This window comes from Streptomyces hiroshimensis, assembly GCF_014650335.1.
In the GTDB taxonomy this organism is placed as follows: domain Bacteria; phylum Actinomycetota; class Actinomycetes; order Streptomycetales; family Streptomycetaceae; genus Streptomyces; species Streptomyces hiroshimensis.
Map to the genome: position 1 here is coordinate 1 of NZ_BMUT01000024.1, position 26,413 is coordinate 26,413.

Annotated in this window: 26 protein-coding genes and 1 pseudogene; 9 read left to right on the top strand and 18 right to left on the bottom strand. The window is 70.8% G+C overall.

The window, feature by feature from the left end; genetic code table 11:
• A partial coding sequence (locus IE241_RS32945) for a transglycosylase SLT domain-containing protein (RefSeq protein WP_190025548.1) occupies positions 1–699 on the top strand: 699 nt, incomplete at its 5' end.
• A 154-nt stretch (positions 700–853) separates the two neighbouring features.
• Positions 854–1,411, top strand: coding sequence for a DUF4232 domain-containing protein (locus IE241_RS32950; RefSeq protein ID WP_190025549.1), 558 nt, complete (start codon positions 854–856; stop codon positions 1,409–1,411).
• Between the two features lie 76 nt (positions 1,412–1,487).
• On the opposite strand, the gene IE241_RS32955 is transcribed toward IE241_RS32950, so the two are convergent.
• Together IE241_RS32955 and IE241_RS32960 are read right to left on the bottom strand one after the other, a co-directional pair.
• Positions 1,488–3,272 carry a protein-arginine deiminase family protein gene (locus IE241_RS32955; RefSeq protein ID WP_190025550.1) on the bottom strand — a complete coding sequence of 595 codons (1,785 nt, stop codon included), beginning with the start codon at positions 3,270–3,272 and terminating at the stop codon, positions 1,488–1,490.
• Positions 3,273–3,370: 98 nt separating this feature from the next.
• On the bottom strand, positions 3,371–3,931 hold the full coding sequence (locus IE241_RS32960) for a GNAT family N-acetyltransferase (RefSeq protein WP_308433776.1): 561 nt from the start codon (positions 3,929–3,931) through the stop codon (positions 3,371–3,373).
• A gap of 202 nt (positions 3,932–4,133) precedes the next feature.
• On the opposite strand from IE241_RS32960, the gene IE241_RS32965 reads away from it, so the two are divergent.
• Positions 4,134–4,880, top strand: a complete 747-nt coding sequence (locus IE241_RS32965; RefSeq protein ID WP_190025551.1) for an HNH endonuclease family protein — start codon at positions 4,134–4,136, stop codon at positions 4,878–4,880.
• A 41-nt stretch (positions 4,881–4,921) separates the two neighbouring features.
• On the opposite strand, the gene IE241_RS32970 is transcribed toward IE241_RS32965, so the two are convergent.
• The 7 genes from IE241_RS32970 to IE241_RS33000 form a co-directional block, all read right to left on the bottom strand.
• On the bottom strand, positions 4,922–5,437 hold the full coding sequence (locus tag IE241_RS32970) for a GNAT family N-acetyltransferase (protein WP_190025552.1): 516 nt from the start codon (positions 5,435–5,437) through the stop codon (positions 4,922–4,924).
• Between the two features lie 235 nt (positions 5,438–5,672).
• Positions 5,673–6,308 (bottom strand): GNAT family N-acetyltransferase, encoded by a 636-nt coding sequence (locus tag IE241_RS32975; protein ID WP_190025553.1) that lies wholly within the window; start codon positions 6,306–6,308, stop codon positions 5,673–5,675.
• A gap of 57 nt (positions 6,309–6,365) precedes the next feature.
• Positions 6,366–7,616 carry a glycosyltransferase gene (locus IE241_RS32980; RefSeq protein ID WP_190025554.1) on the bottom strand — a complete coding sequence of 417 codons (1,251 nt, stop codon included), beginning with the start codon at positions 7,614–7,616 and terminating at the stop codon, positions 6,366–6,368.
• Entirely contained in the window at positions 7,613–8,389 is a 777-nt protein-coding gene (locus tag IE241_RS32985) for a MerR family transcriptional regulator (protein WP_190025555.1), read from the bottom strand. Before IE241_RS32985 ends, IE241_RS32980 begins: the two co-directional genes overlap by 4 nt.
• A gap of 88 nt (positions 8,390–8,477) precedes the next feature.
• A complete protein-coding gene (locus tag IE241_RS32990; protein WP_190025556.1) occupies positions 8,478–9,218 on the bottom strand; it encodes an NADPH-dependent F420 reductase in 741 nt (246 codons plus the stop codon).
• 95 nt (positions 9,219–9,313) lie between these two features.
• Positions 9,314–9,778: a DNA-binding protein gene (locus IE241_RS32995; RefSeq protein ID WP_190025557.1), complete on the bottom strand. Its 465-nt coding sequence runs from the start codon at positions 9,776–9,778 to the stop codon at positions 9,314–9,316.
• A 112-nt stretch (positions 9,779–9,890) separates the two neighbouring features.
• A complete protein-coding gene (locus IE241_RS33000) occupies positions 9,891–10,442 on the bottom strand; it encodes a GNAT family N-acetyltransferase (protein WP_190025588.1) in 552 nt (183 codons plus the stop codon).
• A 147-nt stretch (positions 10,443–10,589) separates the two neighbouring features.
• Here IE241_RS33000 and IE241_RS33005 point away from each other — a divergent pair, with 147 nt between their 5' ends.
• Entirely contained in the window at positions 10,590–11,981 is a 1,392-nt protein-coding gene (locus IE241_RS33005) for an FAD-binding oxidoreductase (protein WP_229900174.1), read from the top strand.
• 43 nt (positions 11,982–12,024) lie between these two features.
• Here IE241_RS33005 and IE241_RS33010 read toward each other — a convergent pair whose 3' ends face one another.
• Positions 12,025–12,786 (bottom strand): class I SAM-dependent methyltransferase, encoded by a 762-nt coding sequence (locus IE241_RS33010; RefSeq protein ID WP_190025558.1) that lies wholly within the window; start codon positions 12,784–12,786, stop codon positions 12,025–12,027.
• 104 nt (positions 12,787–12,890) lie between these two features.
• Here IE241_RS33010 and IE241_RS34730 point away from each other — a divergent pair.
• Positions 12,891–13,682, top strand: a pseudogene (locus IE241_RS34730) (alpha/beta hydrolase fold domain-containing protein); the annotation flags it as partial.
• A 45-nt stretch (positions 13,683–13,727) separates the two neighbouring features.
• Positions 13,728–14,615, top strand: a complete 888-nt coding sequence (locus IE241_RS34525; RefSeq protein ID WP_229900190.1) for a Vgb family protein — start codon at positions 13,728–13,730, stop codon at positions 14,613–14,615.
• 143 nt (positions 14,616–14,758) lie between these two features.
• On the opposite strand, the gene IE241_RS33020 is transcribed toward IE241_RS34525, so the two are convergent.
• Entirely contained in the window at positions 14,759–15,940 is a 1,182-nt protein-coding gene (locus IE241_RS33020) for a multidrug effflux MFS transporter (protein WP_190025560.1), read from the bottom strand.
• Between the two features lie 352 nt (positions 15,941–16,292).
• Between IE241_RS33020 and IE241_RS33025 the strand changes: the two genes are divergently transcribed.
• Together IE241_RS33025 and IE241_RS33030 are read left to right on the top strand one after the other, a co-directional pair.
• Positions 16,293–17,090 (top strand): aldo-keto reductase family protein, encoded by a 798-nt coding sequence (locus IE241_RS33025; RefSeq protein WP_190025561.1) that lies wholly within the window; start codon positions 16,293–16,295, stop codon positions 17,088–17,090.
• 127 nt (positions 17,091–17,217) lie between these two features.
• Positions 17,218–17,814 carry a GNAT family N-acetyltransferase gene (locus tag IE241_RS33030; RefSeq protein WP_190025590.1) on the top strand — a complete coding sequence of 199 codons (597 nt, stop codon included), beginning with the start codon at positions 17,218–17,220 and terminating at the stop codon, positions 17,812–17,814.
• Here IE241_RS33030 and IE241_RS33035 read toward each other — a convergent pair.
• The 6 genes from IE241_RS33035 to IE241_RS33060 form a co-directional block, all read right to left on the bottom strand.
• On the bottom strand, positions 17,783–18,898 hold the full coding sequence (locus tag IE241_RS33035) for a PP2C family protein-serine/threonine phosphatase (RefSeq protein ID WP_229900176.1): 1,116 nt from the start codon (positions 18,896–18,898) through the stop codon (positions 17,783–17,785). The genes IE241_RS33030 and IE241_RS33035 overlap by 32 nt on opposite strands.
• A 181-nt stretch (positions 18,899–19,079) precedes the next feature.
• Entirely contained in the window at positions 19,080–20,303 is a 1,224-nt protein-coding gene (locus IE241_RS33040) for a beta-ketoacyl-[acyl-carrier-protein] synthase family protein (protein WP_229900178.1), read from the bottom strand.
• An 840-nt stretch (positions 20,304–21,143) separates the two neighbouring features.
• Complete coding sequence (locus tag IE241_RS34530) at positions 21,144–21,299, bottom strand: DUF6131 family protein (RefSeq protein WP_229900180.1); 156 nt, start codon at positions 21,297–21,299, stop codon at positions 21,144–21,146.
• A gap of 91 nt (positions 21,300–21,390) precedes the next feature.
• The gene (locus IE241_RS33050) at positions 21,391–22,119 is read right to left on the bottom strand and encodes a DUF4097 family beta strand repeat-containing protein (protein ID WP_190025565.1); all 729 of its coding nucleotides are present in this window, start codon (positions 22,117–22,119) and stop codon (positions 21,391–21,393) included.
• A 185-nt stretch (positions 22,120–22,304) separates the two neighbouring features.
• Positions 22,305–23,084 carry a 3-oxoacyl-ACP reductase family protein gene (locus tag IE241_RS33055; protein ID WP_190025566.1) on the bottom strand — a complete coding sequence of 260 codons (780 nt, stop codon included), beginning with the start codon at positions 23,082–23,084 and terminating at the stop codon, positions 22,305–22,307.
• A gap of 45 nt (positions 23,085–23,129) precedes the next feature.
• Entirely contained in the window at positions 23,130–23,612 is a 483-nt protein-coding gene (locus IE241_RS33060; RefSeq protein ID WP_190025567.1) for a MarR family winged helix-turn-helix transcriptional regulator, read from the bottom strand.
• A gap of 151 nt (positions 23,613–23,763) precedes the next feature.
• Here IE241_RS33060 and IE241_RS33065 point away from each other — a divergent pair, with 151 nt between their 5' ends.
• The gene (locus tag IE241_RS33065; RefSeq protein WP_229900182.1) at positions 23,764–25,701 is read left to right on the top strand and encodes an eCIS core domain-containing protein; all 1,938 of its coding nucleotides are present in this window, start codon (positions 23,764–23,766) and stop codon (positions 25,699–25,701) included.
• A gap of 16 nt (positions 25,702–25,717) precedes the next feature.
• Here IE241_RS33065 and IE241_RS33070 read toward each other — a convergent pair whose 3' ends face one another.
• Positions 25,718–26,386: a maltokinase N-terminal cap-like domain-containing protein gene (locus IE241_RS33070; protein WP_190025568.1), complete on the bottom strand. Its 669-nt coding sequence runs from the start codon at positions 26,384–26,386 to the stop codon at positions 25,718–25,720.
• Positions 26,387–26,413: the final 27 nt, after the last annotated feature.

Genomic DNA, 26,413 nt, shown 5'->3' on the forward strand with positions numbered 1-26,413 from the left:
AAGATTCACAAGTTCTCTGTTGCCGGTATTGCTGCGACCGGTGCCGCTGTCGTCGCGGTGGCCGTTGCTCCGCATGCTTTCGCTGCTGATGCGGCTCCGGCTGCTGCGGTGAAGCCGGTGGCGTGGAGTGCTGAGGCTTTCGGTCAGACGCAGCAGGCCGACCTGGAGAAGCATGCTGACGCCGCCGCCAAGGCCGGCGCGGACGCTGCCGCCGAGGCGAAGGCGGGCAAGGAGCGTGCCGAGAAGCAGGCCGCCAACCGCTCCACCGAGCGCAAGGCCATAGCCGCCAAGCCGGCCGCTGCGGCGAAGCCCGCTGCCAAGCCTGCTGCCCCGGCCAAGCCCGCCGCCAAGCCGGCTGCTCCGGCGAAGAAGGCCTACGCGGATGATCTTGAGGGCTGGATCGGTCAGTCGCTGGACATTCTGCGGGCGAAGGGTATCCCGGCTTCGTATGAGGGCATCAAGAAGAATGTGATGCGTGAGTCGACGGGTAACCCGCGGGCGATCAATGACTGGGACGTCAATGCGGTGAACGGTGTTCCGTCGAAGGGTCTGCTGCAGATGATCGACCCGACGTTCAAGGCGTATCACGTCGAGGGCACGTCCTGGGACATCTATGACCCGGTCGCCAACATCACCGCCGCCTGCAACTACGCGGCCGACAAGTACGGCTCGATGGACAACGTCAACTCCGCGTACTGATCAGCACCACACACTGCCGAGGGCGGTGGCACCCCACACCAACGGGGCGCCACCGCCCTCGCCGCATAGCCGGGGTTTCCGTGACCCGGGAGGAATGGACGGGCCAAGATGAGGTAGCCGGAAAGCAAAGACGTTCGAACGCTGGAGGGACACGATGTTACGGAGCACCCTGGGCAGGACAGCCGCCACGACCGCGGCGATAGCAGCGATAGCGGCGACGGTGGCAACCGCCACCGCCGTCGGCGGCGCGGAAACCGCCTCGGCCGCCCCGGCCGCCGGACGGACCCCGACCTGCGACGTATCGGGCCTGAGGGCCTCACTGACCGACAAGGGAGGCCACCAGAACGGCATGTCCCACGAGGGCACCGTGCTGGTGCTGACCAACACCTCCGGCCGTACCTGCGCGCTATACGGCTATCCCGGCCTGCAGCTTGAGGACGCCCGCCACCAGGCGGTCGGCACGAGCACCTCCTGGGGGAGCACCTACTTCATCCCCGACCCCGGCAGGAGCACCCTCGTCCTGAAGCCCGGGGGTTCCGCAGAGGCCGCGCTGGCATGGGCACACGCCGACGCCCCGCGGATGGTGCAGGCCGGGTACCTGCGCATCACGCCACCCGCATCCCGCGACCACCTGACGATCCCGTTCGAGAAGACGGTGACCAACGGCCACCTCTCCGTCACCGCGTTCACGGACAGCATCAACGTGTCCTGACGCTTCTCGGCGGAGCAGCCGCTTCACCTGCCCGGCCGGAACCGGGCAGCCGGCTGCCCTCGGCTGCCCTGCACCGTTACGTGATCTCGCGGAGGGCGTTCGTGGCGCAGTGCACTTCGCCGCCGCTGAGGTGGGCCCAGGAGAAGTTCTCCACCCAGTGCACCCGCACGCCTCCGGCGGCCAGGGCGCGCTCGGTCTCGCTGCGGAAGAGGTCACGGCCGGCGATGCGCGGCCCGTGGGGGCTGGGGGCGGCGAAGTCGCGGGCGGTCAGGGACAGCCCGTTGGCGAGGGCGGGGGAGAGGGCTATGTGGCGACGCGGCTGGCCCTTGCCCGATTCCGTCCTGTAGTAGAGGACCGGGAGCCGGACGATCTCCTGCGGTTTCAGGCCGGTTTCCCGCAGCAGGACCGCGAGCTGTCCGTCGATGTGCCGGGCGGCGTCCTCGTTGTCGCCGGCGTGCTGCTCGTAGCGCAGGAACTCGTCGACGGTCGGCTTGGCCTTCGCGGCCGTGTCCGCGAAGAGGCGCTGGCTTCCCTCACCCGCTCGCTGGGCCTGTTTCAGCAGAGCCACGGCCTTGCGGGGGTCGGAGACCGCCAGCGTCCAGCCACGTGCGTTGTCCGCCCGTACGACGTGGACGGTCTCGTCGACATGGCCCACCAGCAGCCAGGAGGTGTCCAGGACTACCGCAGGCTGCTGTCCCTGGGCGTTCAGCATCCCGACGAACGACGGATCGGGGCGGCGATCGGCACTGCTGCCGTAGAGGACCCGGCCTTGCGGATGACCGGCGTACGGCGGCAGGGACTCGAAGTTGCCCGTGAAGTTCAGCAGCTCGTCGACGTTCTTCTCGCGCCGGGACGTGGGCGTGTACTGCTGGACCACGCCCACATCGGGACCGCGCAGGTCACGGTAGAGGAGCCGGCCGGCGCGGCGAAGGCTCGCGGAGCGGCCGTCGGCGGACGTCCAGTAGTTGGGGGAGCGCAGCAGGATCCGCAGCGTTTGCCGGCCGTGGGGCGTCGTCTTGGTCACGTAACCGGGCTCGGCGATGTCCTGGCGCCAGATGTCCTTCCACCACTGCGCGGTGCCGGGCTGGAACCGCACGTCGCTCTCGGGAAGGCCGGACTCCTTCGCGGCCTTGCGCAGGGAGTCGGCGAACTCCTGCCACTGGCCGGGAGGACGCGTCGCGGCGGGGACCTCGACGGGCTGCCCCTCGCCCGGGCCCGGCGCGGCGGCGAAGACGTGCTGCGCGCGCTGCAGGTCGTGCTGCAGGAGCACCGGGGCCACGTGCAGGTCCGCCCGGGCCGTGCGGGTGACCCCGTGCTGCGTGACGGACACCGTCACGTCGATCCGGCCGTCCCAGCGCTTGCGGTCGCGCACGATGTCACGGGCCTCCACGGCCAGCTGCACTCCGCGCCGCAGTTCCTCGGCGCTCAACCGCCCGTCGGCGCCCAGTGATACATACTGCCCGTCGCGCATCACGAAGATGCGCGCGTAAGGGCTTTGGGCGGCGGGCAGCCGGACCCGGCCGTCGGCATGGCTGCTTACGGCTATGGGCTTCACCCTCAGCGGGGTGAGGTCTTCGGCATCGGCGGCGCCGTTGACCACCTCGTCGGCGGCGTCGTTGCATGCGGCCAGCCGTTCGTCGACGGCCACGTCCAGCCGGTCCAGGTCGCCGGGGCGCAGGGTGCAGCGCCGGGCGTCATCGTCGAGGTTCGGCAGCACGGTCTTGCCCTCGGGCATGCGCAGCTCGGGCTGGGCGGGCGCGGCCGAGGCCTGCGCGCCGACGGGGGAGATCAGCGTGGCGACGACGGCCGCGCAGGCCAGCACACCGGCCACGGATGCCCGCCTGTTCAGTGGTCTTTTCATGTCCTCCACTGTCGCGCTGCCGGCCTCCGCGCCGCATCGGCTACCGGGTGGATCTCCGGTTGCACCCTTGTATCCAGCTCAGGGTGGAGCCTCTCCACTCACGGGTGGAGATCTGCTGACGGGCGGAGATCTGTCGCCCCGTGCGGGCACCCACGGGGCGCCTTCGCCGCGCCACCGGAGGCCGTGACGTCCGGTTCCCAGCGCAAGGTCATGTCGGGCAGCGCCTCCATGTTGCGACTGCCGTCGCTGGTGTCCACGACGGTGAAGCCGTGGCGCTCATAGAAGGCGCGGGCCCCGGTGTTCTGCTGGAAGACATGGAGGGACACCCCGCCGGAGGCGTGCCGTTTGACCGCGTCCAGGAGCAGTGTGCCGATGCCCCGGCGGCGGAGGTCCGGGCGCAGATAGAGGTGCTCGAGCATCTCGCCTTTGACGGCGGCGTAGCCGGCCGTCTCGGTGCCGCGCACGGCGACCCAGGTCCGGCATTCCCGCAGAACGACCTCCCGGATCCACCAGGCCACCTCGTCGGGGGTGTGCTGCTGCGGCGGCAGGTAGGGCATGGTCGCCGCCCGGGAATCCCTGTGGATGCGTGCGATCGACGCTGCATCCTCCGGCCCGGCGTGCCGGATCACGGTCTTGTCGTCCTTGTCGTCAATATCCACTGCAGGAATGTACAAGTGCAGGGGAGAGCACGAAAGGACGAAGCCCCCGGCGATGGCGGCTGCGGTGCCACCGCACAGGCATGCCGCATACCGGATTTGTCTTACACAGGCTTCAGTGGCATTTTCGTTCTGTTTGTGGATCTGTCCGGCGGGCAGCTTGGCAGCGGAACGTTCCGGCGATGGGCGGGGGATGACGGTAGTGATGAGGCATCAGGTACGGGCCGGTGCAGGTGCGGCACTGGTATGTGTGGCCGGGCTCGTCCTCTCGGGCTGCGGCGGGGACAGCGCGGACCGGGGCAAGTCCCCTGGCCGCAGTACGCCCCCTGCCGCGTCGGCCTCATCCCCGGGGCAGGGGCCGGGGGACGGGAAGCCCGGCGGCGCGGGCGGGGATGCCGGCCTCCCCGCCCTGCCGTCGGCGGGCGAAGCGAAGAAGCAGCTGAGCGGGCTCGCGGTGGCCAAGCCCCGTCCGATGACCGGCTACAGCCGCGACAAGTTCCCGCACTGGGCCCAGCAGGGCGACAAGTGCGACACCCGCGAGACGATCCTCGGACGCGACGGCAAGGACGTGAAGCGCGATGCGCAGTGCCGGGCGGTCTCCGGCACCTGGCAGAGCCTCTACGACGGCAAGACCTTCACCGCGGCCTCCCAGGTCGATATCGATCACATCGTGCCGTTGGCCAACGCCTGGCGGTCGGGCGCCGACCAGTGGACCACGGACCGGCGCAAGGCTCTCGCCAACGACCTCACCCACCCTCAGCTGCTGACCGTCTCGGCGGCGACGAACCGCAGCAAGGGCGACCAGAGCCCCGACCAGTGGCAGCCCCCGGCGAAGACCGCCTGGTGCGTCTACGGCCGGGCCTGGACCTCTGTGAAGTCCACGTACGGCCTGACCGTCACCGAGGACGAGAAGAAGATGCTCACGACGATGCTGGGCACGTGCACATCGTGACGCCGGGCGGGACGCGGTGACGCCCCGCCCGGCGGCCCGGATCAGATGCCGAACGGCGCGGCGTAACGGACGGTGCCGGCCGGCAGTGGGTGATCGGCGTCGAGGGCGAGCGCCATCATGGCCTCGTCCGGGACGTCGATGGTCAGCCCGATGCCGTGGGCCGAGGCCCGGGTGAAGCCGAACCGCGGGTAGTACGCCGGATGCCCCAGGACGGTGACGAAGTGCTCGCCCATGCCCTTTGCGGCCTTCAGAGCGGCGCGGACGGCCGCGGAGCCGGCGCCGGTCTTCTGGCACTCGGGGAGCACGGCGACGGGGGCCAGGCACAGGGCCGGGACGTCGCCGATGTGGCAGCGGGTGAGCAGCGCGTGGCCGACCGGCCTGCCGCCGGGGTCGGTGGCGACGATCGACAGGCCCTCGATCCACGAGGGGTCGGTACGCAGGGCGTCGACGAGGTCGGCTTCCAGCGGGGTGTCGAACGCGGCGAGGACGATATCGCGGATGGCAGGGATGTCGGCGCTGGTCTCGGCGCGCGTGATCCAGTCGATGCGAGTGGTCATGACGGTACGGAGATCCGTTCCAGTGAAGTTCGTACGGGTGTCGCCCCGCGAGCTCACGCTCCCGGCGAGGCACAGCAGGATGCGGTCAGACCGTCGCCCGGGACGTGAGGGTGACCCGGGCGCTGCGCACGGCAGTGGCCTTCAGCGCGGTCATCAACCTCACCTCCCCACATCTCTCGCTTTCGGATACGAACACCGAAAACCCTACCATCCGAGGTTGGTGTGGGCTCTGGAATTACGGCCTGTAGACGCACGCCGCCAGCCGGGCGTGTGCCTTCCAGCCCAGCGTCTCGTACAGCGCACGCCCTTCGTCCGTCGCCCCCAGGACGCCGAGGGACGCACCCTCGGCCACGGCGTGGTCGGCGAGCGTGCGCATCACGAAGGCGCCGAGGCCGCGGCGGCGGTGGGCCTCTTCGGTCACCACCCGGTCGACGACCGCCTCGCGACCGAGCAGGGCCACCTGCCCCTTGGCGGCGAGTTCGCCCGCGGCATCGTGCACCCGGACGTACGCGACGCCGCCGCCGCCCGTCTCCAGGGACCCGGTGTATCCCTCGGGTGCGACGGGCTCCGTCGCCGACAGGTCCACGGCCATCAGATGGCCGGCTTCCTCCTCGTCGACCACCCAGCCCCGCGGCAGCCAGGGCCCGACGTCCTCGGGCTCCGCGGGCACCTTGAGCCAGGTGTGCGGGGCGCTCACCGAGGCCGCGGCCTCGCGTACCGCCGACTCGTGGGCACCGAAGAGCACATGGCGCCCCACCTGTCCGGCCTGCCCCACCTCGATGTAGACGCCCCAGGGCTGCTCCGCGGGCCGGGGTGTGTGCCGGGACAGGGCCCAGCCCGAAGCCCACACCCTGACGAGTTCCGCAATCATGACGCCTCCCGATGTAACCGTCACTCAACGGGAGTGCACATTACGCGGCGCCATGGGTCACGGCACTTTCTTTTCGATCTCCTCGACCACCCTCGCCGCGCCGTCCTCCGCCTCCATGCGCCGTGCGGCCTCTGCAGCCCGTTCCCGGTACTGCGGTTCCCCGACAGCCAGCCGCAGCGCTTCCGCCAGTCGGCCGGCGGTCAGTTCCTTGTACGGGACGGGGGTGGTGCCTGCGCCCAGGGACGCGATCCGCCCGGCCCAGAACGGTTGGTCGGCCGTGACGGGAACGGGAATCGCAGGGACACCCGCACGGAGGGCGGCCGCGGCCGTGCCCGCGCCGGCATGGTGCACCACCGCGGCCGTACGCGGGAAGAGCAGGGCGTGCGGCACGTCCCCGACGGCCAGCACGTCGTCTCCCACAGCGGACAGCCCAGCCCACCCCGCCTGGAGGACGCCGCGCACCTTGGCCTTGCGGAGGGCCTCCACGGCGATCTCGCTGAGCCGCTCGCCCTCACCGGCGCCCATGCTGCCGAACCCGATGAAGACCGGGGGAGGCCCGGACCGGAGGAAGTCGTCCAGTTCGGCGGGCAGCCGCCGGTCGGCGGGGCAGTGGGGCCACCAGTTCCCGACGACGTCCAGCCCGTCGCGCCAGTCCCGCGGACGAGGTACGAGCACGGTGCTGAACCCGTGCAGGACCGGCCAGTTCGACGCCTCCTGCCGTCGCCGCACCGCCCGGGCTGCGGCGGGCGGCAGGCCCAGCCGGGCCCGTAGACCGGCCGCCGCCGTCGTATGGAGCCTGTCGACGACCCGCAGGGAGATGCGGCCGGCCGCCCGGTTGCCCCAGCGGCCCAGCGAACGCCCCCCGCCCATCACCGGCCCGAACTCGCCCGTGGGCGTCACCGGCTGCAGGTACACCCCCATGCTGGGGGCGCCCAGTGCCTCCGCCACGTGCCAGCCCAGCGGAGCCGTCGTGGTGGAGAACAGCAGCAGGTCCGCACCCGCCGCGGCGGCGTCGGCGATGCCCGGCCCCAGCTCCTGGATGAAGGCCGACGCCTTGCGCATGAGGTCGGCCGTGCCGCCCGGACTCCCTCCGGAAACGCGGGTCCCTGCGGCCTGGGCCCCGGCGGCCTGGGCGCGCGGGTCCGCGGGCAGGCCGCGGAACTCCAGCCCGCTCTCCGCCACCAGGCCGGAAAAGGAGGCGGGCGCGGCGAGGGCGACCTCGTGGCCGGCGTCCCGCAGGCGGACGCCGAGCCCGGTGTAGGGCGCCACGTCGCCCCGGGAGCCGGCCGCCAGGATGAGGATCTTCACCGGTCCCGGCCTCCCTCGGCGTTGGCGTGGATCGCCGCACGGAGGAACCGGTCCAGCCCGGGGCGCTGTTCGGACGGGGGCACGACGAGCGCGAAGGCCCGGGAGTCCTCGACGTAGTCGTCGGCGATGCGGCAGTGCATCTCGGGCGGACAGGCAGTGAACCACCGCCCTATGTGCCGGCGGTGTTCCTCGGCCAGCTCCAGGACCCGTGCGCTGTCCGGAGCCTCGCCCGCGTTGAAGGCGGCGATCAGCTCGTGCCGCCAGGCGGCCGCCTCGGCCATGATCTGCCGCCAGTCCTCCTTGGTGTGGGCGGCGGCCCGGGCCATCGACTGCCGGTGGCCCTCGCTGTGCCCCCACTTGAGGTGCGCGTCGGTTGCGTAACTGAGGTCGAAGGCGACCTCGCCGAACACCTCGAACCGCTCCTCGGGCGTCAGCTCGACGCCCGTGCGCTCCACCTCCATGGCCCGCTCGGCCACCTCGACCAGCCGGTGCAGCTTGGCTATCTGCTCGTTCAGCATCCGGTGGCGATCGCGCAGGTGCTTCAGCGCGCCGGCCGCCGGATCCGCCATGATCGTGGCGATCTCGTCGAGGGAGAAGCCGAGCTCCCGGTAGAAGAGGATCTGCTGGAGCCGCGCCAGGTCCGCGTTGCCGTAGAGCCGGTAGCCGGCGGGGCTGCGCTCGCTGGGACACAGCAGCCCCGCCTTGTCGTAGTAGTGCAGCGTACGGACCGTGACCCCCGCGAAGCCGGAGACCTGCCCGACCGAATAACTCATGGACCTGCCCTTCCTCTCTCCCGCGCCATGCTGCGGCCTGACGTGGGGTGAGGGTCAAACCGAGTGGCCGGCCCATGTGTGGCCCGCGCTACGCCCGGAACGCCTCGGACCGCTCCCGCGAGGCCTCGGCGAGGGCCTTGGTCACCTCGTCCGTCCCCGCCCGGAGGCCGTAGACGGGCGTCGCGGGCTGCTGGCGCCAGGAGTCGTCGATGCCCCCGGCGTCGACCGTGTCGAAACCGAGCTCGTCGACGAGACGGCGGACGATCTCCTTCGCCGCCTCGTCGTCGCCGGCCACCGGCACGGCGAGCCGGTCCGGGTGACCGGCCGGCAGCGGCTTGTCCAGGAGGTCCTGGGCGTAGGTGCCGTTGAACACCTTGATGACCGGGTGGCCGATGTGCTGCTCGGTCCACCGGCTCTCCGGTAGGCCGTCCTCGATGGCTGCGATCCGGCCGTCCCGCTCCTTGGGGTAGTAGTTTCCGGTGTCGATGACGGCGACGCCTTCCGCAGCCCCGTCGAAGAGCCCGGACGGCAGGCCGGGGACCGCCTTCAGCGGAACGGTCACCACGACGACCTCCGCGCCCCGCGCCGCCTCGGCGGCGGTGACAGGGGTCGCCCCCGTCTCGGCGGCGAGCTCCGTGAGGGTCTGCGGGCCGCGCGAGTTGGCGACGGAGACGTCGTGGCCGAGAGCGGTGAGCCGGCGCGTGAGGTTGCCGCCGATGTTGCCGGCGCCGATGATGCCGATTTTCATGGAGTGTCCTTCGAGGGCTCGTGGTGGTCTCGTGCCCGGGCCAACCCTCCCGGCACGACACCTATTCCACTCTTCTTCCACTCTTCGCGCTGTGCCGGGCGAGTTCCTCGCCCGTCCGGTCGAAGACAGCTCCGGGGGAGCCGCAGGTGGCCGGGGCGGAGGCCCCCCGCTTCGCCCTACTCCGCGACGGGCTCCGTGCCGGACGCGGTCCGGTCGGCCAGTCGCTCGTACCGCTGCCGGGCGGCTTGCGGGGTGCTGAGCCCCAGGCCGAAGGCGATCTCCTGCCAGGTCATGCCGCGGCCTCGCGCCATCTGCAGGAGACCCGCTTCCAGCTCGTCCATCTCGCTCCGGGCCGGCGGGATCAGGCTCAGGGCGGCGGTGATGTCGGTGCGGTCCACCTCCGCCTCGCCTTCGACGGGCTGTGCGGCCCCGCTGAGCAGGAACGACACGAGCCGTACGGCTTCGTGGGGCCCGAGGATGGACGGGTGGACCTGGCGGCGGCGCTGTTCGTCGGTGGCCGCATGCCGCTCGGCGATGCGGAACAGGGACGCGTAGACACGCTGTGCCCGCGCCTCGTCCGCGGACGGGGGCGTGAAGGGGTCGGTGGGCTGGTCGGCGGGCTGCTCGGGAATCGATGGCATGTGATCAGGATGAGATGGCATGTGAGTCGTTGTCAACTGAATGTTGTGAACACTCTGTTCAAGTGGCGATGCGCGCCTTGTGCGCCGCCGTCGAGGAATTCGGGCGACCCGCCTACACCCCGGCCGGCGGCCGCTTCACGGCCGGGATCCGGTACACCACGTTCCGGCGCAGCGGCCCGTCGGGCACCGTCAGGTCGTCGAAGTCGTCGGCGGGGTCGTACGTCATGCCGATACGGCGCATCACCGCCTGCGACCGGACGTTGGTGGCCGTCGTCACCGCAAGGATTTCGGACAGGCCGAGTTCGCCGAAGCCGAATTCCACCACGGCGAGGGCGGCCTCGGTGGCGTAACCGTGTCCCCACGCCGGACGGGCCAGGCGCCAGCCGGCCTCCACTCCGGTGAACGGCATGTCCTCGTCCACCGGGTCCAGCCCGGCGAAGCCGATGAATTCGCCGGTGGCCACGACCTCCACGGCCCACCAGCCCCAGCCACGCCGGTCGAGATCGGCCTGGAAACGGGTGATGGAAGCCTCGCTCTGCTCCCGGGTGAGCACCTCCGGGAAGTATCGGCGGACTTCGGGATCGGCGTTCATGGCCGCCCAGGGATCGAGGTCGGACTCCCGCCACGCGCGGAGTGCAAGTCGGTCGGTTCGCAGTTCGGGCATCACGCCAACCTAATCCGACCACGGTCGCAGGACGAACGCATAAGCAGGCGGGGGACCCCTCCGGGTGGGCGGCGCAACCTTCTGCGGGATGGAACAGCACCGCCCCTTCGTCCTTCCTCGGACGGAGGCAGTGCCACACCCGACTACGTGCGCGTCGTCAGCACGACCGAACAGGTCGTCGACGCCGTGCAGCAAGCGGTACGCCAGGGCAAGCGCATCGCCGTCCGCAGCGGCGGGCACTGCTTCGAGGACTTCGTCGACGACCACTCCGTCCGGGTCCTCATCGACCTCTCTCCGATGACCGCCGTCTCCTACGACCCGCAGCGCCGGGCGTTCGCCGTCGAGCCGGGCGCCTCGCTCGGTGAGATGTACCGGCGCCTGTTCCTCGGCTGGGGCGTGGCCGTTCCGGCGGGTGCCACGGCGGAGGTCGGCGTCGGCGGGCACATCCTGGGAGGCGGATACGGCGCCCTGTCCCGCCGCTACGGCCTGGGCGTGGACCACCTCCATGCCGTCGAGGTCGTGGTGGTGGACAAGGCGGGCAAGGCCCGCAGCGTGGTGGCCACCAGGGATCCCGGTGATCCCCACCACGACCTGTGGTGGGCACACACCGGCGGCGGGGGCGGCAACTTCGGCATCGTCACCCGCTACTGGTTCAGGTCTCCCGGTGCGAAGGGCTCCGACCCCTCGCGGTTGCTGCCCCGGGCCCCGGAGTCCGCGCTCACTTTCAGCGCTTCATGGTCCTGGAAGGACCTCGACCAGCGCTCCTTCACCCGGCTGGTGCGCAATCACGGCAGCTGGTACGAGCGCAACAGCGCCCCCGGCTCCCCCTACGCCGGGCTGTTCAGCGTCCTGATGCTCAACAGCCGCAAGGCCGGAACCGTCGACCTCGTCGGGCAGGTGGACTCCACCGGGCCCGGCGCGCAGCGGCTGGTGGACGACTACGTGGCCGCGGTCGGCGGCGGGGTCGGGGCGCGGCCCGGCCGGAGCCAGGTGGACCAGCCGTGGCTGCAGGCCGCCGCCACCGTGCAGGAGACCCCTCCGGCGTCCTTCAAGGCGAAGGCCGCCTACCTGCGCAAACGTTTCACGGACCGGCAGACCGAGACCATCCACCAGCATTTGTCGGGCAAGGAGGGCGGCGAGATCAGCGGCTCGCTGTGGCTCGTCTCCTACGGCGGGGAGGTCAGCACCGTCGCACCCGAGGCGACCGCCGTCGCGCAACGCGACTCCGTCCTCAAGGCGGTCTACCTCACCGGCTGGGAACCGCAGGACGAACCCGGTCCGCGCCTGTCATGGGTACGCGACTTCTACCGCGCCGTCTACGCCGACAGCGGTGGCGTGCCGGTCCCCGGCGCCGTCAGCGACGGCTCCTTCGTCAACTACCCCGACACCGACCTGGCCGACTCCTCCTGGAACACCTCCGGCACGCCCTGGCACACCCTCTACTACAAGCAGCACTACCCCCGCCTTCAGCGCATCAAGGCCCGCTGGGACCCCCGCAACGAGTTCCGCCACGCCCTGTCCGTCCGCCTGCCCGAGTGAACTCACCGGGCGGCCGATCGCCAGGCGCGGGCCTGACAGCTACTCAGGACCGGGTGGCCACAAGGAGGTCCACGACGTAGGTCTCCTCCACCGTTCCGTCCGGGAAGATCTCCCGCAGGCGGACGCGTTCGTCGTCGAGGAACGCCCGGGCCCTTGCCTCGCCGAGGACGAGGAACGCCGAGTGACTGCTGATGTTGGCGAGATGCATCTCAAGGGGGATGGCGCGGCTCCAGCGCACCTGGCGGCGTGTTACCCGTAGACCGGCGAGCCCTGCGATCTGCGCGGCGCGGGTGTCGTCAAGGATCGTCGGGGACGGTGGTTCCAGCCCGCAGTGGCGGGCGATGCGCTCGTCCTGGGCGGCCGTCCACGGCACGTCCGAGGCGCTGGTGTTCCACCAGAGGGCGAGCGCACCGTCCGGGCGAAGGACCCGCAGCGCCTCGGGAACGGCGCGGGCGGTGTCTGTCCAGTGCCAGGCCTGTGCGTAGGTGATCAGGTCACATGAAGCGTCGGCGAGCGGCAGGGCGTTGCCGTCTCCGCGGACGAGCGGCACGTCGGGCAGCGTGCGGCGGAACTGGGCGGCCATACCGCCGCCGGGCTCGACGGCGACGACGTCGGCGCCGCGCTCGCGGAGCAGCACGGTGGCGATTCCGGTGCCCGCGCCGACGTCGGCGACACGGGATCCGGCGAGGGGGCGTCCCGTGAGCTCCTCGACGGAGTCCAGGAGAGCGGGCGGGTAGGAAGGCCGGTTGGCTGCGTACTGGGCGGCGGCCAAGTTGAACGACTCGGGGCGTGAAACGGCAGACATCCGCCCAGGCTATCGACGGCCCGAAAATATACGCCAGACATATATTTACGTTGCCGTCTTGAGGGGGTGGAGCGCAAGATTACCCCCGACGTAAAGTTCATCCGATGGCGGCAAATGCCCGCCGGAGAACGAGATCTGACGAACCCTACGGAGAACCGTTCTTGAACATCACCACTGTCCCCGCAACCCCCGCACAGGCCGCAGCAGTCCGTGACAGCCTCGGCGCAGCGCTCGCTGTTTCACTGCCGGCCGACGCCGAGGTGTCCGGCGACTGGGTCCGCGCGCCTGGAGCCGGGGACGGTGCCGTCGTCTACGTGCACGGCGGCGGATTCGCCCACACCATGCCCGAGGCCGAACGCGTCATGGCCTACCGGCTGTCGAAGGCCACCGGACGGCCGGTCCTGCGGGTGAACTACCGGCTGGCGCCCGCCCACCCCTACCCCGCGGCCTTGGAGGACGTCCTGACGGCCTGGCAGGGCGTGCTGGACCAGGGCATCCCCGCCTCGAAGGCCGTCCTCTTCGGCGAGTCGGCCGGTGCCACCCTGGTGCTCTCCGCCCTCCTTGAGATCAAGCGGACCGGCGGAACGCCGCCCGGTGCCGCCGTCGCCGTCTCGCCCGTCACGGACCTGGCCCTCACCGGTGCGTCCCTGTCCGCCGACGACGGCAAGGACGTGATGAGCCGCGCCGTCCTGGAGGCCATCGGTGCCCAGTACCTCGCAGGCGCGCCCGCCGACCAGGCGCCGCAGTCCCCGCTGTACGGGGAACTGCGCGGGCTGCCGCCCCTGCTGATCGCGGCCGGCGCGGACGAAGTGCTCCTCGACGACGCTCGCCGGTTCGCCGAGGCCGCCGAGGCCGCCGGAGTGAGCGTGTGCCTGGACGTCCACGAGGGCATGCCCCACGCCTTCCACCTGTCCGACCGGGGAGACGTCCTCCTCGACCGGATGAGCCGGTGGCTGGCCGACCCCGTTCGTGAGTTCACCATCGGCACGCCGGAAGCCGGGCCCTACGCGCTGACCGAAGGGCCCGACGGTGCCCTGTGGTGCACCCTGACCCACCAGGGCGCGATCGCCCGCAGGGGCACGGACGGGAGCCTGACCGTCCATCCGGTCGGCGCGGACACAGGCCCCACGATCCTCGCCCAAGGGCCCGACGGGTCACTGTGGTTCACCCAGTACCGGGCGCACCGCATCGCCCGTATCACCGTCGAGGGCACCGTCACCTCCTTCACCCCGCCGACCACCGGCGGAGGGCCGTTCGGCATCGCCGCCGGCCCCGACGGGGCGATGTGGTTCACGCTCTCCGGAGCCGACCGCCTCGGCCGCATCACCACCGACGGCGACATCACCGAATACCCGGCGCCGGGCGCCTTCCCCGCCGCCATCACGGCGGGCCCCGACGGAGCCATGTGGTTCACCCTCAACCAGGGCAACGCGATCGGCCGGATCACCATGGACGGCCGGACGACCGCCTGCCCGCTGCCCACCGAGGCCGCTGCGCCGGTGGGCATCACCGCCGGGCCGGACGACGCGCTGTGGTTCGTCGAGATCGGCGCCGGACAGATCGGGCGCATCACGGTGGACGGCGAGCTCACCGAGTACCCCCTGCCCGACCGCGAGACCAGGCCGCACGCCATCACCACCGGCCCCGACGGAGCGCTGTGGTTCAGCGAGTGGGGCCGCGGCCGCGTCGGGCGGATCACCGTGGACGGCCGGATCACCTCGTACGACCTGCCCCGGCCCGACTGCGAACCGCACGGCATCGCCCACCACGACGGGGCGCTGTGGTGCGCCCTGGAAACGGGCTCTCTGGCCCGTATCGAGGTCCCGTAGTAATCCCGCAGCAATCCCGCAGTAACCACCTCTGCGGCGACGCGCCGGGAACAGGAACGCCCCCTTCACTTGGCTGATCTTGGTCTGCCTCACGGGCCGCGGTCCGGGAGAGCACGTGAAGTGGCTCGTCGACAACGGCTACCTCAAGCGGACGTGACTGAGCCTGTCGTTCGGGTGAGAGTCAGGGCGAGGAAGGCCAGGGCGGCCGAGACGGTCATGCCGAGGAACATCGGGAACGCAGTGTGCTCACCGCCCAGGCCTACCAGCGGGGCGGCCACGGCTCCCAGCAGGCCCTGACCGGTTCCGAGAACGGCGGAACCGGCGCCGGCCGCGTGGGGAACGCGCTCCAGGGCGAGGGCGGTCGCGTTGACGGTCACCAGGCAGATGCCGGTGAGCGCCACGTACACCAGCCCCAGGGTGTACGGCAGGGTGAGGGCGTCGGCCAGGGCGAGCACGGTGAGCGCGGCGGAGCTGCCGACCATGACGTACAGGCCGGTGCGCAGGAGCGCTGCGGGGCTGAAGCGGCCGACCAGCCTGGTGACGGCCACGGTGGCCAGGGCTCCGGCGACGCCGGTCGAGGCGAAGGCCGCGGACGTCTGCCCGACGCTCAGGCCGAGCAGGTTCTGGAAGAGGAACGACGCGCCGCCGAGGTAGCAGAAGAGCACGGCGAGGGAGAAGCCGAAGGAGAGGGCGTATCCCAGGTACGGCCGGTTCCCCAGGACCTCGCGCACCGCCCGCGCCGTGGCGGCGGCGCCGCCCGTACGGCGCCGGTCCCTGGGCAGGCTCTCGGGCACGGCGACGGCCGCGGACACGACCGCCACGACCGTCGCGGCGGCCAGGACCCAGAACACCGTCCGCCACCCGCCGTTCTCGATCACGACGCCGCCCGCGACCGGGGCGACGACCGGGGCGAGGCCGGTGAGAGCCATCACGACGCCGAAGAGCCGCGCCGCCGTCTCGCCCTCGGCCACATCGGCTATCACGGCCCGTCCGATCACCACTCCGGCGGCACCGCTGAAGCCCTGGACGAATCGCAGGGCGATCAGCCATCCCAGCGACGGGGCGAGCGCGCAGAGCGCCGTGGCCGCCACGCACACGACGCTGCCCGTCAGCAGCGGCACCCGCCGGCCGCAGCGGTCGGAAAGCGGGCCGAGGACCAGCTGGCCCAGCCCCATGCCGATCAGGAAGGCGGTCAGGGTGAGCTGGGCGCCTGATGCGTCGGTGTGCAGATCGCCTGTCATCTGCGGCAGTGCGGGCAAGTACATATCCGTTGCCAAGGGCATGACGAAGGCGAGCAGCCCAAGGGCCGCGATCAGGACGGGCATCCGAATACTCCAGAGAAGGCCGTACGAAACGTGCTGTGCCGGACGCGGATATGCGTCATCGCTGTCCGAGATCTCGACGGTAGAAGTGGATGATCCTGATCCGCTTCCTTCATGCGGCCGGAACTGTGGCATCCGTTTGACCTAGTTCCCCGGAGCGGGCTTCATCGGACCGGCACGCCCGGTCCGCAAGGCGACGGAAGACCCGGGTCCTAGAACCGGCCGGCCGCGCACCGCCGGCCCGTAGAGCGCTGCGACGCCCATCCCCCTTCTCCGAGGCCCGGGTTGGGCGCTCGCGCAGGCCGGAGGCAGCTCATACACTGCTTCCCTTTGACCGCCTGACTCGGAGATGCACATGAGCCCTGATGCGCAGCTGAACCCCGCCTCAGTGCCGGGGGAGTCCTTCGACCGCACCCTGGCCCGGCAGTGGCTGAGGGAACAGATCGCACAGGAGCCTCCGGTCCTCGTCCGGATCGCGGGCCTGCACAAGGAAGCGCGGTCCCAGGTCGTCCGGGCCTGCTGGGCCAAGAAGGAGCGGAGCCGGCAGGACCGCCTGCGCAGCACTCCGGTGACCGGCCTGCTGCGCAAGAACGCCGACGTGAACCCACAGCATCTCGTCGGCGCCGGCGTCTTCACCGCGGACCACATCCTCGAGCTGGGTGCGAGCAAGCTCGCCGCCCGGGCCCACATCGACGCCAACGCCGCTGCGAAGTGGGTGAACGCGGCCAGGGACGTCAAACGGAAGCAGGACGGCGACGAGATACCCGGAGCTCAGCCCGCGCAATGGGCCGAGGAGGACGTCGCCCTGGTCCGCGCCCTGCTGGTCCTCGACTCCGTCACCGTCCTCCGCTTCGCGTCGCACACCCAGGGGCTCGCCTACGTCGGCGAGCGCGCACGGGTCCTGCTTGACGCGACGAGCTGGATGCGCTGGAAGCTGAACGCGGGCAAACACGCCGGGGTGATCGCCGACATCACAGAGCTGGCCGAATGGATCTCCTCCGGGAGGGCGGGCAGCCACGGGCCTCAGGTCGAGAGCCACCTTGCCAGGCACCTCACCATGGTCGACGAGCTGCGGGACCCGAACGAGGTCGCCCGGCTGTGGGGTTACCGGCGCGACGACCTGCTGGAGCTCCTGAGGGAGGAAGCCCTCTAGGACCGAGGGGCCCTTCAGGACCGAGGGGCTTCGCAAGAAACCGCCTGCCACAGGCCCCCACGCCACCCTCCGTGCGAAGATCCTTTCGCAGGTGCGCCGGTTCCGACTGTGGAAGTGGAAGGTGACGATGTACGCGATACCCCTGGGCGACGACGGCGCGGAGCTGCGCCCGGTCGAACCGTGGCAGGCCGGGGAGTTCCTGGCCCACATGGACCGAGGGCGGGAGTTCATCGGGGAGCACAACGGGCTTCCCGACGTCGTCACGGACCTGGAATCGAGCCGGGCGTTCCTCCGGACGTACGCGGAGAAGGCCGCGGCCGACACCGGGCGCCTCTACGGCATCCGGTCGGGTGGCGAGCTCGTCGGCGGGTTCCTGCTGAGGAGGCTGGACATCGAGCAGGGAATCGCCGAGGCGGGCTGCTGGCTGGAGCCGTCGGCCGTGGGCAGGGGCCTGGTGACCCGGGCCGCGCGCGTGGTCATCGACTGGGCCGTCGAGGAGCGCGGCATCCATCGCGTGGAGTGGTGGGTGTCGACGGGGAACACGGCCAGCATCGCCGTGGCCCGGCGGCTCGGGATGACGAAGGACGGCGTGCTGCGGGAGAGCTACCTGTACCGGGGGAAGCGGTACGACGAGGAGATCTGGTCGGTGCTCGCGCCGGAGTGGCGGGCGGCCGAGCGGAGTCCGAGCGGAGTCAGCGGCTCACATCCCCCGTGCTCCGGTTGATGGCCAGCAATACCAGGTCATCGGTGATCCGGCCACCGGTGTGGCGGCGCACATCCGCGAGGAGGGCGTCGAGCAGCGCGTCCGGCGAGGGAAAATCCCGCCCGTTCAGCCGGGCGACGGGGTCGTAGAAGGCGTCGGAGCGGTTGCGCGCCTCGCTGAGGCCGTCGGTGTACAGGAACAGGGTCGTCCCCGGCGGGAAGGGCACGCAATCGGTCCGGTCCTCGACGGTGCCCAGCTCCCCCAGGGCCAGGGGCAGGGCAGGCTCGGACGGCTCCACGCTGCGGACCGCGCCGCCGTGCAGCAGCAAGGGAGGCGGATGGCCGCGGTTGACCAGCCGCAGTTCGTCGCCCGAGGGCGGGATCTCGGCCAGGACGCAGGTGACGAACCCCTCGGTCCGCTCGTGGCCCTGCCGCCGCTTCGCCTCCCTCAGCAGGGCCCGGTCCAGCCTGGCCGCGATCCGGACGAGCGTGGGTTCGTCGTCGGCGGCTTCCCGGAACACGCCGAGCGCCACGTCCACCGCCTTGACGGCTTCCATGCCCTTGCCCCGCACGTCGCCGACCAGGCAGCGTACGCCGTACGGAGTGTCCTGCACGCCGTAGAGGTCACCGCCGATCTGTGCGTCCTTCACGGCGGACTGGTAGCGCACGGCGATCCGGAAGGGGCCGATCGAGGCCGGCGGCCGGGGCAGTACGGCGTTCTGCACGGCGAGGGCGATCTTGCGTACGGACTGCAGCCGCACGTCGCTGTAGTACATGAGGCGGTTGACGACGACGGCGATCGCCGAGACGGTCGCGACCGCCGCCAGTTCGCTGCGGCCGCCGGAGTCCCCGATGAGGCCGAAGTGGGTGAGCAGCGCGGCGTCGGCGGCGCATGCGCCGATGCCCGCCAGGATCGTTGCGCGCAGCGACAGCAGAGCGGCGGCCGCCATCGGTGCGGCGGTGTAGAAGGCTTCGGCGCTGAAGTGCGGCGCGGTGTTGTAGTCGAGGACGGCGCCTCCGGCGAGCAGGATCACCGGCAGGAGCTGGAGGTGGCGCAGGAACCAGCGCCTCTCCGTGGTGCTGCTCCCTGCGCTCGGTGCCCTCACGTGCCTGCTCCCGCTCGTCCGTGCCGTAGGACCGTACGACACGCTCAAGCATCGTCGGGCCGGATTACGGCTGCCAGTCATGGTGCGGCCGTATGGGTACGCGCCGGAACGCCGTCACGACTGCTCCGGACGGCCCCGAGCTCCCCCCCGGCCGGGAGGGGGAGGCGAGGCCTGAGACGGCTCAGGGAGCCGGAGTGAACACGAGCGAGGCGTTGTGACCGCCGAAGCCGAAGGAATTCGTCAGCGCGGCCGTCAGCCTGCCGTGCCGGGGCTGCCCCGCGACGACGTCGAGCTTCACCTCCGGGTCGAGGGTGTCGAGGTTCTGCGTGGCGGGGATGACGCCGTCGCGGACCGCGAGGATCGTGGCGAGGGCGCCGATCGCGCCGGCGGCGCCGAAGAGGTGGCCGGTCATCGACTTGGTCGCGGTGACGGCCGGATGCGTGCCGATGGCTTCGGTGATCGACTCGGCCTCGACCAGGTCACCCTTGGGGGTGGAGGTCGCGTGGGCGTGGACGTGCTCGACCGCCAGGGGGTCCAGCCCCGCGGAGGTCACGGCCAGGCGCATCGCGCGGACCTGGCCTTCGGGATGCGCGGCCGTGATGTGGTGGGCGTCCGACGTGACGCCGGCACCGGCGAGCGTGGCATGGGCCCGGGCTCCTCGCGAGGCCGCGGACCCGGCGCGCTCCAGGACGACCACGACCGCACCCTCGCCGATGACGAAGCCGTCGCGGTCGGTATCGAAGGGGCGGGATGCCTGCTGAGGCGCGTCGTTGCGCGTCGAATGGGCCTTGGCCTGGGCGAATCCGGCCAGCGGCAGCGGATGGATACAGGCTTCCGTACCGCCCGCCACGACCACGTCCGCGCGGCCGAGCCGGATCAGGTCCAGGCCCATGGCGATCGCCTCGGCTCCCGACGCACAGGCGCTGACAGGGGTGTGGGCACCGCCGCGGGCCCCGAGGTCGATGCTGACCCATGCGGCCGGGCCGTTGGCCATCAGCATCGGGACGGTGTGCGGCGACACGCGCCGCACGCCGGAGGTCTCGAGGACGTCGTCCTGGCCGAGCATGGTCAGGGCGCCACCGGTCGCCGTGCCGATCACGACGGCCAGCCGCTCCGGGTCGACGTCGGGCCTGCCCGCGTCGGCCCAGGCCTCGCGGGCGGCGACGAGCGCTATCTGCTCGCAGCGGTCCATGCGGCGGGCCTGTACGCGTTCCAGGACCTCGGTGGGCTCGGTCTTGAGCCTGCCGGCGATCTTCACGGGCAGGCCGGCGGCCCACTCCTCCTCGATCGCACTGATCCCCGACCGCCCGGCCAGCATCCCCGACCAGGTCGAGGCGACGTCCCCGCCGAGCGGCGTTGTGGCCCCCAGGCCGGTGACGACCACGTCGTTCGTGTGCGCGCTCACTGAGCGAACCCCCTTTGTCATAGAGATACAACTCCCCGTGAAGCAGGTCGCGGGAAGAGATCGACTTGATGGCCACTTTGCCAAGGTGGTGATGGGTAATCAGTTGCGGTGGTCAACGGAGTTCGGCGTCCGAGATTTGTAGGAAGTGATCATTCACACGCGTCGCCGCTCCTGCCGGAAGCCGGCAGCCGGCAGCCGGACTGCATCCGCACCTGGTCCCGTTCGAGTCCTCATCCGCAGGGCGGAGGGAGCCGTACGACCGGGTGGGTAGCGGACTGTCCTGGTTTCCAGCTGTCCGGCGGGCGGTTCCGGTACGGGCGGCGGATGCCCGGGGCAGGGCCGTTGGACAAGCTCGTGGAGCAGACGGCCACTGCGAAGACGACCGCGTCCTCCCTCCAGGGAAAAGCTCGCATGGGCTACCCCGTCGACAGCCAGGACATCCGGCGGATCTCGGTCGACGCCCACAGCACCTTCGCCCAGGGCGACAAGCCCCTGCAACCCTGGGGAACGTTCCGCATCTATCACAAGGTCGAGCACACGGGCGGTGAACCGGAGGTCTACTGGGGCGACTTCAAGGTCGACTGCCTCACCACGGGCGGCCCCACGGCAACGGTGACCGGCACCCTTGAGCGCACCAGCCCCGGCCACCCCTGGCAGACCAAGCTCGAACCGCACGTTCGTATGGGCGCCCCGCGCCTCGCCGTGCTCAGGGACACTTCTCCGCGTGCGCCGGGCAGACTCGGTACCCTGCTCCCTTCCGCCTCGCTCGCCGCCGGGCACAGCCCTACCGGACCGTCTGCTCATGCGCAGCCGACGGCCGGAGACCGGCTCTCGCGCCGGCTACCAATAGTGACGGCGCCCGCCGACCGCGTGCCCCACTGCGCCGAGGATCCAGAGGATCGCGCCGATGACCAGCAGGATGACGCCTATGGTCCACAGGATCGCTATTCCGGTCAGGAACCCGATGATGAGGAGAATGACTCCGAGGACGATCATGGTGTCCTCCGATGTGACGGATATCCCCTGCTTTCCACTATCTTCCCCGGCCGGTTTCCACGCCAGTCGCTCCGCTTGCGGCTGCCGCTGCTCAGGAGCGCTTGACGGTGATGGCGCCGCTGCCCGTGGTCAGGTCGAGGCGGTGCGTAGCGGACGCGTCGTCGGTGAAGGCGATGTCCTTGCCGCCGCTGTCGCTCTTGGCGGTCACCCGGTACCGCCCGTCGGGCGCGGTCAGGGTGACGGCGCCGCTGCCGGCCTCGGCCCGGACGTCCTGGGGTGACGACGTGGTGAGGTCGATGGCCCCGCTGGAAGTCCTGGCGCTGACGGAACCGCCCTTGAGGCCGCGTCCGGTGATCGCGCCGCTGCCCGCCTGCACGTCGACGGTGCCGTTGACGTCGTCCACGTCGATGGCCCCGGAGCCGGTGGTCACCTTCACCGCGCCCGTCCTGGAGAGGGTGACCGCGCCGCTCGACGTCCGGCCGGTGACCGGGATGCCCGAGGGCAGGTCGACCGTGTAGGCCACTGAACAGTCCTCACCGCAGCCACGGAGCACCAGGACGCCGTTCTCGACCTGGTGGGTGGCGTTCTCCGGGCGGTCGCCTCCGTATTCCACGTAACGGTGAAGCTTCACGTCGGTCGCACCCTCGCTGCCACGCAGGGTGACCCCGCCCGAGCCGGTGTCCAGCCGTACGGCGGTGATCTTCTGCGACAGCGTGGCGTCGTCCTCGAAGTTCTTCCGGAACATGCCGCACGCGCTGAGCCCCCCGACGGCGACTCCGGCCGTCACGACAGCAGTGAGGAGACGGAGGCGCGCACGCATGGAGTTTCCACCAATCGTTGAGGTCGTTGAGGTCACCGAGGCGTCGGGCGCTCCCTGTGCAGAGAACGCCCGACGAGGCTATGCGCCCGGCCGGAGAAGCAGCCATGGGGTAAACCCCCGGGTTTCCGGTGTCACGGTTACCCCCCCCGTGCCCTGCCGCCTCCCCGTCAGCGTCCGGCCTCTGGCTAGGCCGTGTACCCGCCGTCGGCAGTGATGGTGGCCCCGGTGATGTACGCGGCCTCAGGACCGGCGAGGTAGGCGACGAGGCCGGCTATCTCCTCGGGCGTGCCGAACCGCCGCAGGGCGGTGGCCTCGGTCATGACGTCGTGCACGTGGGTGTCGGACGACGTCAGATCGGTGCTGATGGGGCCGGGCTGGATGTTGTTGACCGTGATCCCGCGGCCGCCGAGGTCACGGGCGAGGGCGCGGGTCAGGCCGGCGACGGCGGCTTTGCTGGTGACGTAGGCGGACAGCGTGCCGAAAGGGGTCCGGTCGGCGAATACGCTGCCGATGTTGATGATCCGCCCGTGATCGGGCATATGGGGGAGTACGGCCTGGGCGGCGGCGAACGGGCCGCGCACGTTGACGGCCATCGTCCGGTCGAAGTGTTCGAGGGACATCTCCTCGAACGGCGCGCTCGTGCCTATGCCTGCGTTGTTGACCAGGATGTCGATCCTGCCGTACTCCTCGGCCGTCGCGTCGGCGGCGGCGCGGATCCGGGCCGCGTCGGCGCTGTCTGCGCGGAGCGCCACTGCGTGGCCTCCTGCTGCGGTGATGGCTTCGACGACGCGGTCGGCGGCGGTACGGGACGAGTTGTAGGTGATCGCGACGCGTATGCCGTCCGCGGCCAGGCGCGTGGCGATGGCGGCGCCGATACCGCGGGAACCGCCCGTGATCAGGGCGGACTTGTACTCCTGAACGGCGGGGTGCGCGGAGTCTTCGGGGTGTGCGGAAAGTGCTGACATGGCGGTGCTTCCCTTCGGCCTGGGTGTTCGGTGAGTGCTGCGGCGTCAGCCGTCGATGCCGGCGCCGGGCTCGATGGCGGCCTCGATGGCGCGGGCGGTGGCCACGAACTGCGCGCGCTGTTCCTCGCTCAGCCCGGCGGTGGCGCGCTCCTCCAGCTCGGCCCACACCTCCGCGACGCGGGATTCGAGCGCACGGCCTTCCGGGGTCAGCGACACCAGGGTGACCCGGCGGTCCGCGTCGCTGCGCTGACGGGTGACCAGCCCGGCGGCGGCGAGCCGGCGCAGGGACTTCGCGACGGTGGAGTGGTCGAGCCCCAGGGTCTTGCCCAGGGCCTGCTGGGACTGGCCGTCGCGCTCCCACAGCTGCAGCAGCATGATCTCCTGCCCGGGATAGAGCCCTAGGTCGCGCAGCAGAGCGGAGGCCAGGGCCCGGTGGGTACGGGCGACTCCGAAGACCGCGAAACTGACCGGGTACCGCTCGCGCGCACTGGACAGGGGCGTGTCGCCGCCGGGTGGGGAATCGGTCATGTCTGTTCGTCCTCCATCGAGGTGCCGAAAATACGTTGCCGACCACGTTAATGAGGAGATGTGTGGTCGGCAACGTATTTTCGGCAAGGGGCGGCGGCTCATGTCCGCTGTCCGCGGTGGCGTGCCGTCGGGCCGTGGACATACTGGTGGCATGGCCGAGCATGTGCACCGGGCGGGCCGAAGCGAGGGGGCCTCGCCGCCGCAACGTCCCGTCATGCTCAGCCGCCCGAGCGGCATGTACGAGCAGCAGGCCCGAGCCGCCGCAGGCGGTCGCCCGTCGCTGTCGCGTATCGGCTCGAGCTTTGCCGGGCCGCCCGGGTTCACCCGGCTCTCGGGCTCCGCTGTCCGGACGGCGATCGCGCGGGTGCTCGTGGCACCCGGTCAAGCGCTGGAGCCAGCTGCGCGGAAGGTGATGGAATCGCACCACGGCTACGATTTCAGCCGGGTGCGGGTACACACCGACGCGCACGCGGATGCCTCCGCGCGACTGATCGACGCGGCGGCGTACACGGCCGGTCGGCACATCGTCTTCGCTGCCGGTCACTATCGGCCGACCATGCCCCGGGGGCGAGCGCTGATCGCCCATGAGCTGGCCCACGTCGTCCAGCAGGAGCCGCCTGCACACCCGGACGGGCCCCTGTATGTGCAGCGCTCCGGACGGCTCGGCTTCCTCGGTGACCTCTTCACCCAGGGCCCCCTGGAAGCCTTCTCCCGTATGTTCGGCGAGGGGGAGTTCAAGCCCGAGGAACTGCAAAGCTACCTCGGCAAGCTGCGCCGTACCGGCAAGCCGGAAGGCGACTATGACAGCGACAACAAGGCACGTGCAGTCGTCGCCCTATGGGCAGCCGGCGACCCTTCCGTCGCGCTCGACCCGCAGCTGAAGAGACTCCTGGTGCGCGACTTGTACGACGGCGTGGTGAGCCAGGGCGACGCCCGGGCCATCCTCACCATCCTGGAGGGCAGCCTCGGGCCCGACCTCGCCGTCGTCCTCTCCGCCTCCGGCGTACTCCCCAAGGCGCTCCACAAGTCCTTCGGCCGCCCGGAGCGGGCGAGGCTGCAGCGTCTCCTCGATGAGCGTGTCAAAGGGGGTTTCGCCGAGGCGGTGAAGGACCGGGTGGTACCCGCCGAAGGAGTGAGAGCGGCCTCTCATCTCAACGACGAGACGTTCCGCAAGGAATGGGAGAAGGCCTTCCAGGAGGGAGTCGCCGTGCTGGTGCGGGCCAAGAAGGAAACCCACGGATGCGCCTTCCCGCTGCCGGGCGAGCTGAAGTTCGACACGGAGCACTTCGTGTCGTCGCAGACGAACGTGGACCGGTTCAAGGGTCACGAGCGGATCGTCCCCAAGTCTGCGCTCCCCTACGCCGCCGTAGGGCTGCTCTTCCAGCACCTGGACAGGTGGACATGCGAGTGCCTGTTCTTCACTCAGCTCGCTCAGCTCTACGCGTGGAGAAAAATGCTGCCGGAGGCGGCGTTCAATGAGAAATTCGCCGAGTTCGCTCTCGGAGGCGGTCGCGGCACGTCCGTGGAGGGCCTGAAGTCCGCCCAGCGTGGGATCAGTGACCCCGACAGCCTCAAGCAGGCACCGGTCGGCTCGGTCGTGGTGTGGTTCAACAGGAGCGAGTACGCAAAGGGCACCGCATTCGAGTACGAGCATGCGATCAAGACGTCGTACGCGACCGAACGCGAACCGGAGAAATACGTCGCACACCCCTTCGAGGCCACGTCGCCGGGCGGCGAGACCAGGTGGCAGCTGACCGCCGACGAGATCAAACGGCATCTGGCAGAGGAGAACGCCGACTTCCCCTCACATTTCCGTCTGACTGCCGACGAGGTCGAAGAGCTGGCGCGCGAGGGGGTGGCTCCTTCGGTCATCACCGGCCTGCGGTCGATCGTGGGGGTCGACCGGGTGACGTGGGTGGAGTACCGCAAGCTGGTGCCGGTACGGCTGCTCGCCGGACTGACGAACCCCGAAGCGCTGTATCAGCTCGGCAAGATCCGCACCCGCGCCCGGAAGCAACCGGACGCGGGTGCGGCCGAGAAATACATCGAGCGTGAAATCGAACTCTATAAAATCGAGGTCCCGCGCTAGCCGCGGAGTGATCGTTTCAGGCCTGCGGGAGTGTCCGCAGTACGGCGAACAGCCCCCGGGCACGCGTGCCGTCCGGGAGCTGCCAGGAGCCGCCGACGTGGCCCTGCGCTCCCTCGGGGAGGGCGGCCGGGTCGTCGGGGCGGGGCCGCAGGACGCGGTGCAGGCGCAGGGTCGCTCCGTGGGCGAGGGACAGTTCGGTGGCCTCTTCGCCGTCGGTGGTGGCGGTGACGGCGAAGTCCGCCGGGGCCGGGCCCTCGCCGGTGAAGGAGCGGGCGACCTCCGGGTCGGGGGAGTCGCTGACGTTCTGGTCCTGGGCGGTCGCCCGGCCCTCGACCAGGGCGACCAGCTGGGTGACCAGCACCGGGTCGTGGCAGCCGTCGTAGACCCAGCGCCGCCCCAGCACTCCGTGCTCCATGGTGCCGACGAGGGCGTCGTCCGCACCCTCCAGCGGCGCACCGCGGTAAGTGAGCGGTACCAGGTAGGTGACCGGCCGGGTTCCGGAGGTGTCGGTGACGACCATGAACTCGATCCCGACCTCACCCTGCGGGTCGTCGAGCCGGAAGCCGCCGGACCTCGCCAGCTGCGGTCGGCCTGCGCCACCCCGGTACCACGGGCGGGAGGGGAGCCAGGCGGTGAGCAGCTCTCCCTTGGTCGGCTTGAGGGTGGTCCGGTGGATGACGGCCATGCCGTGGTCCTCCTTCGTAGGGCGGTG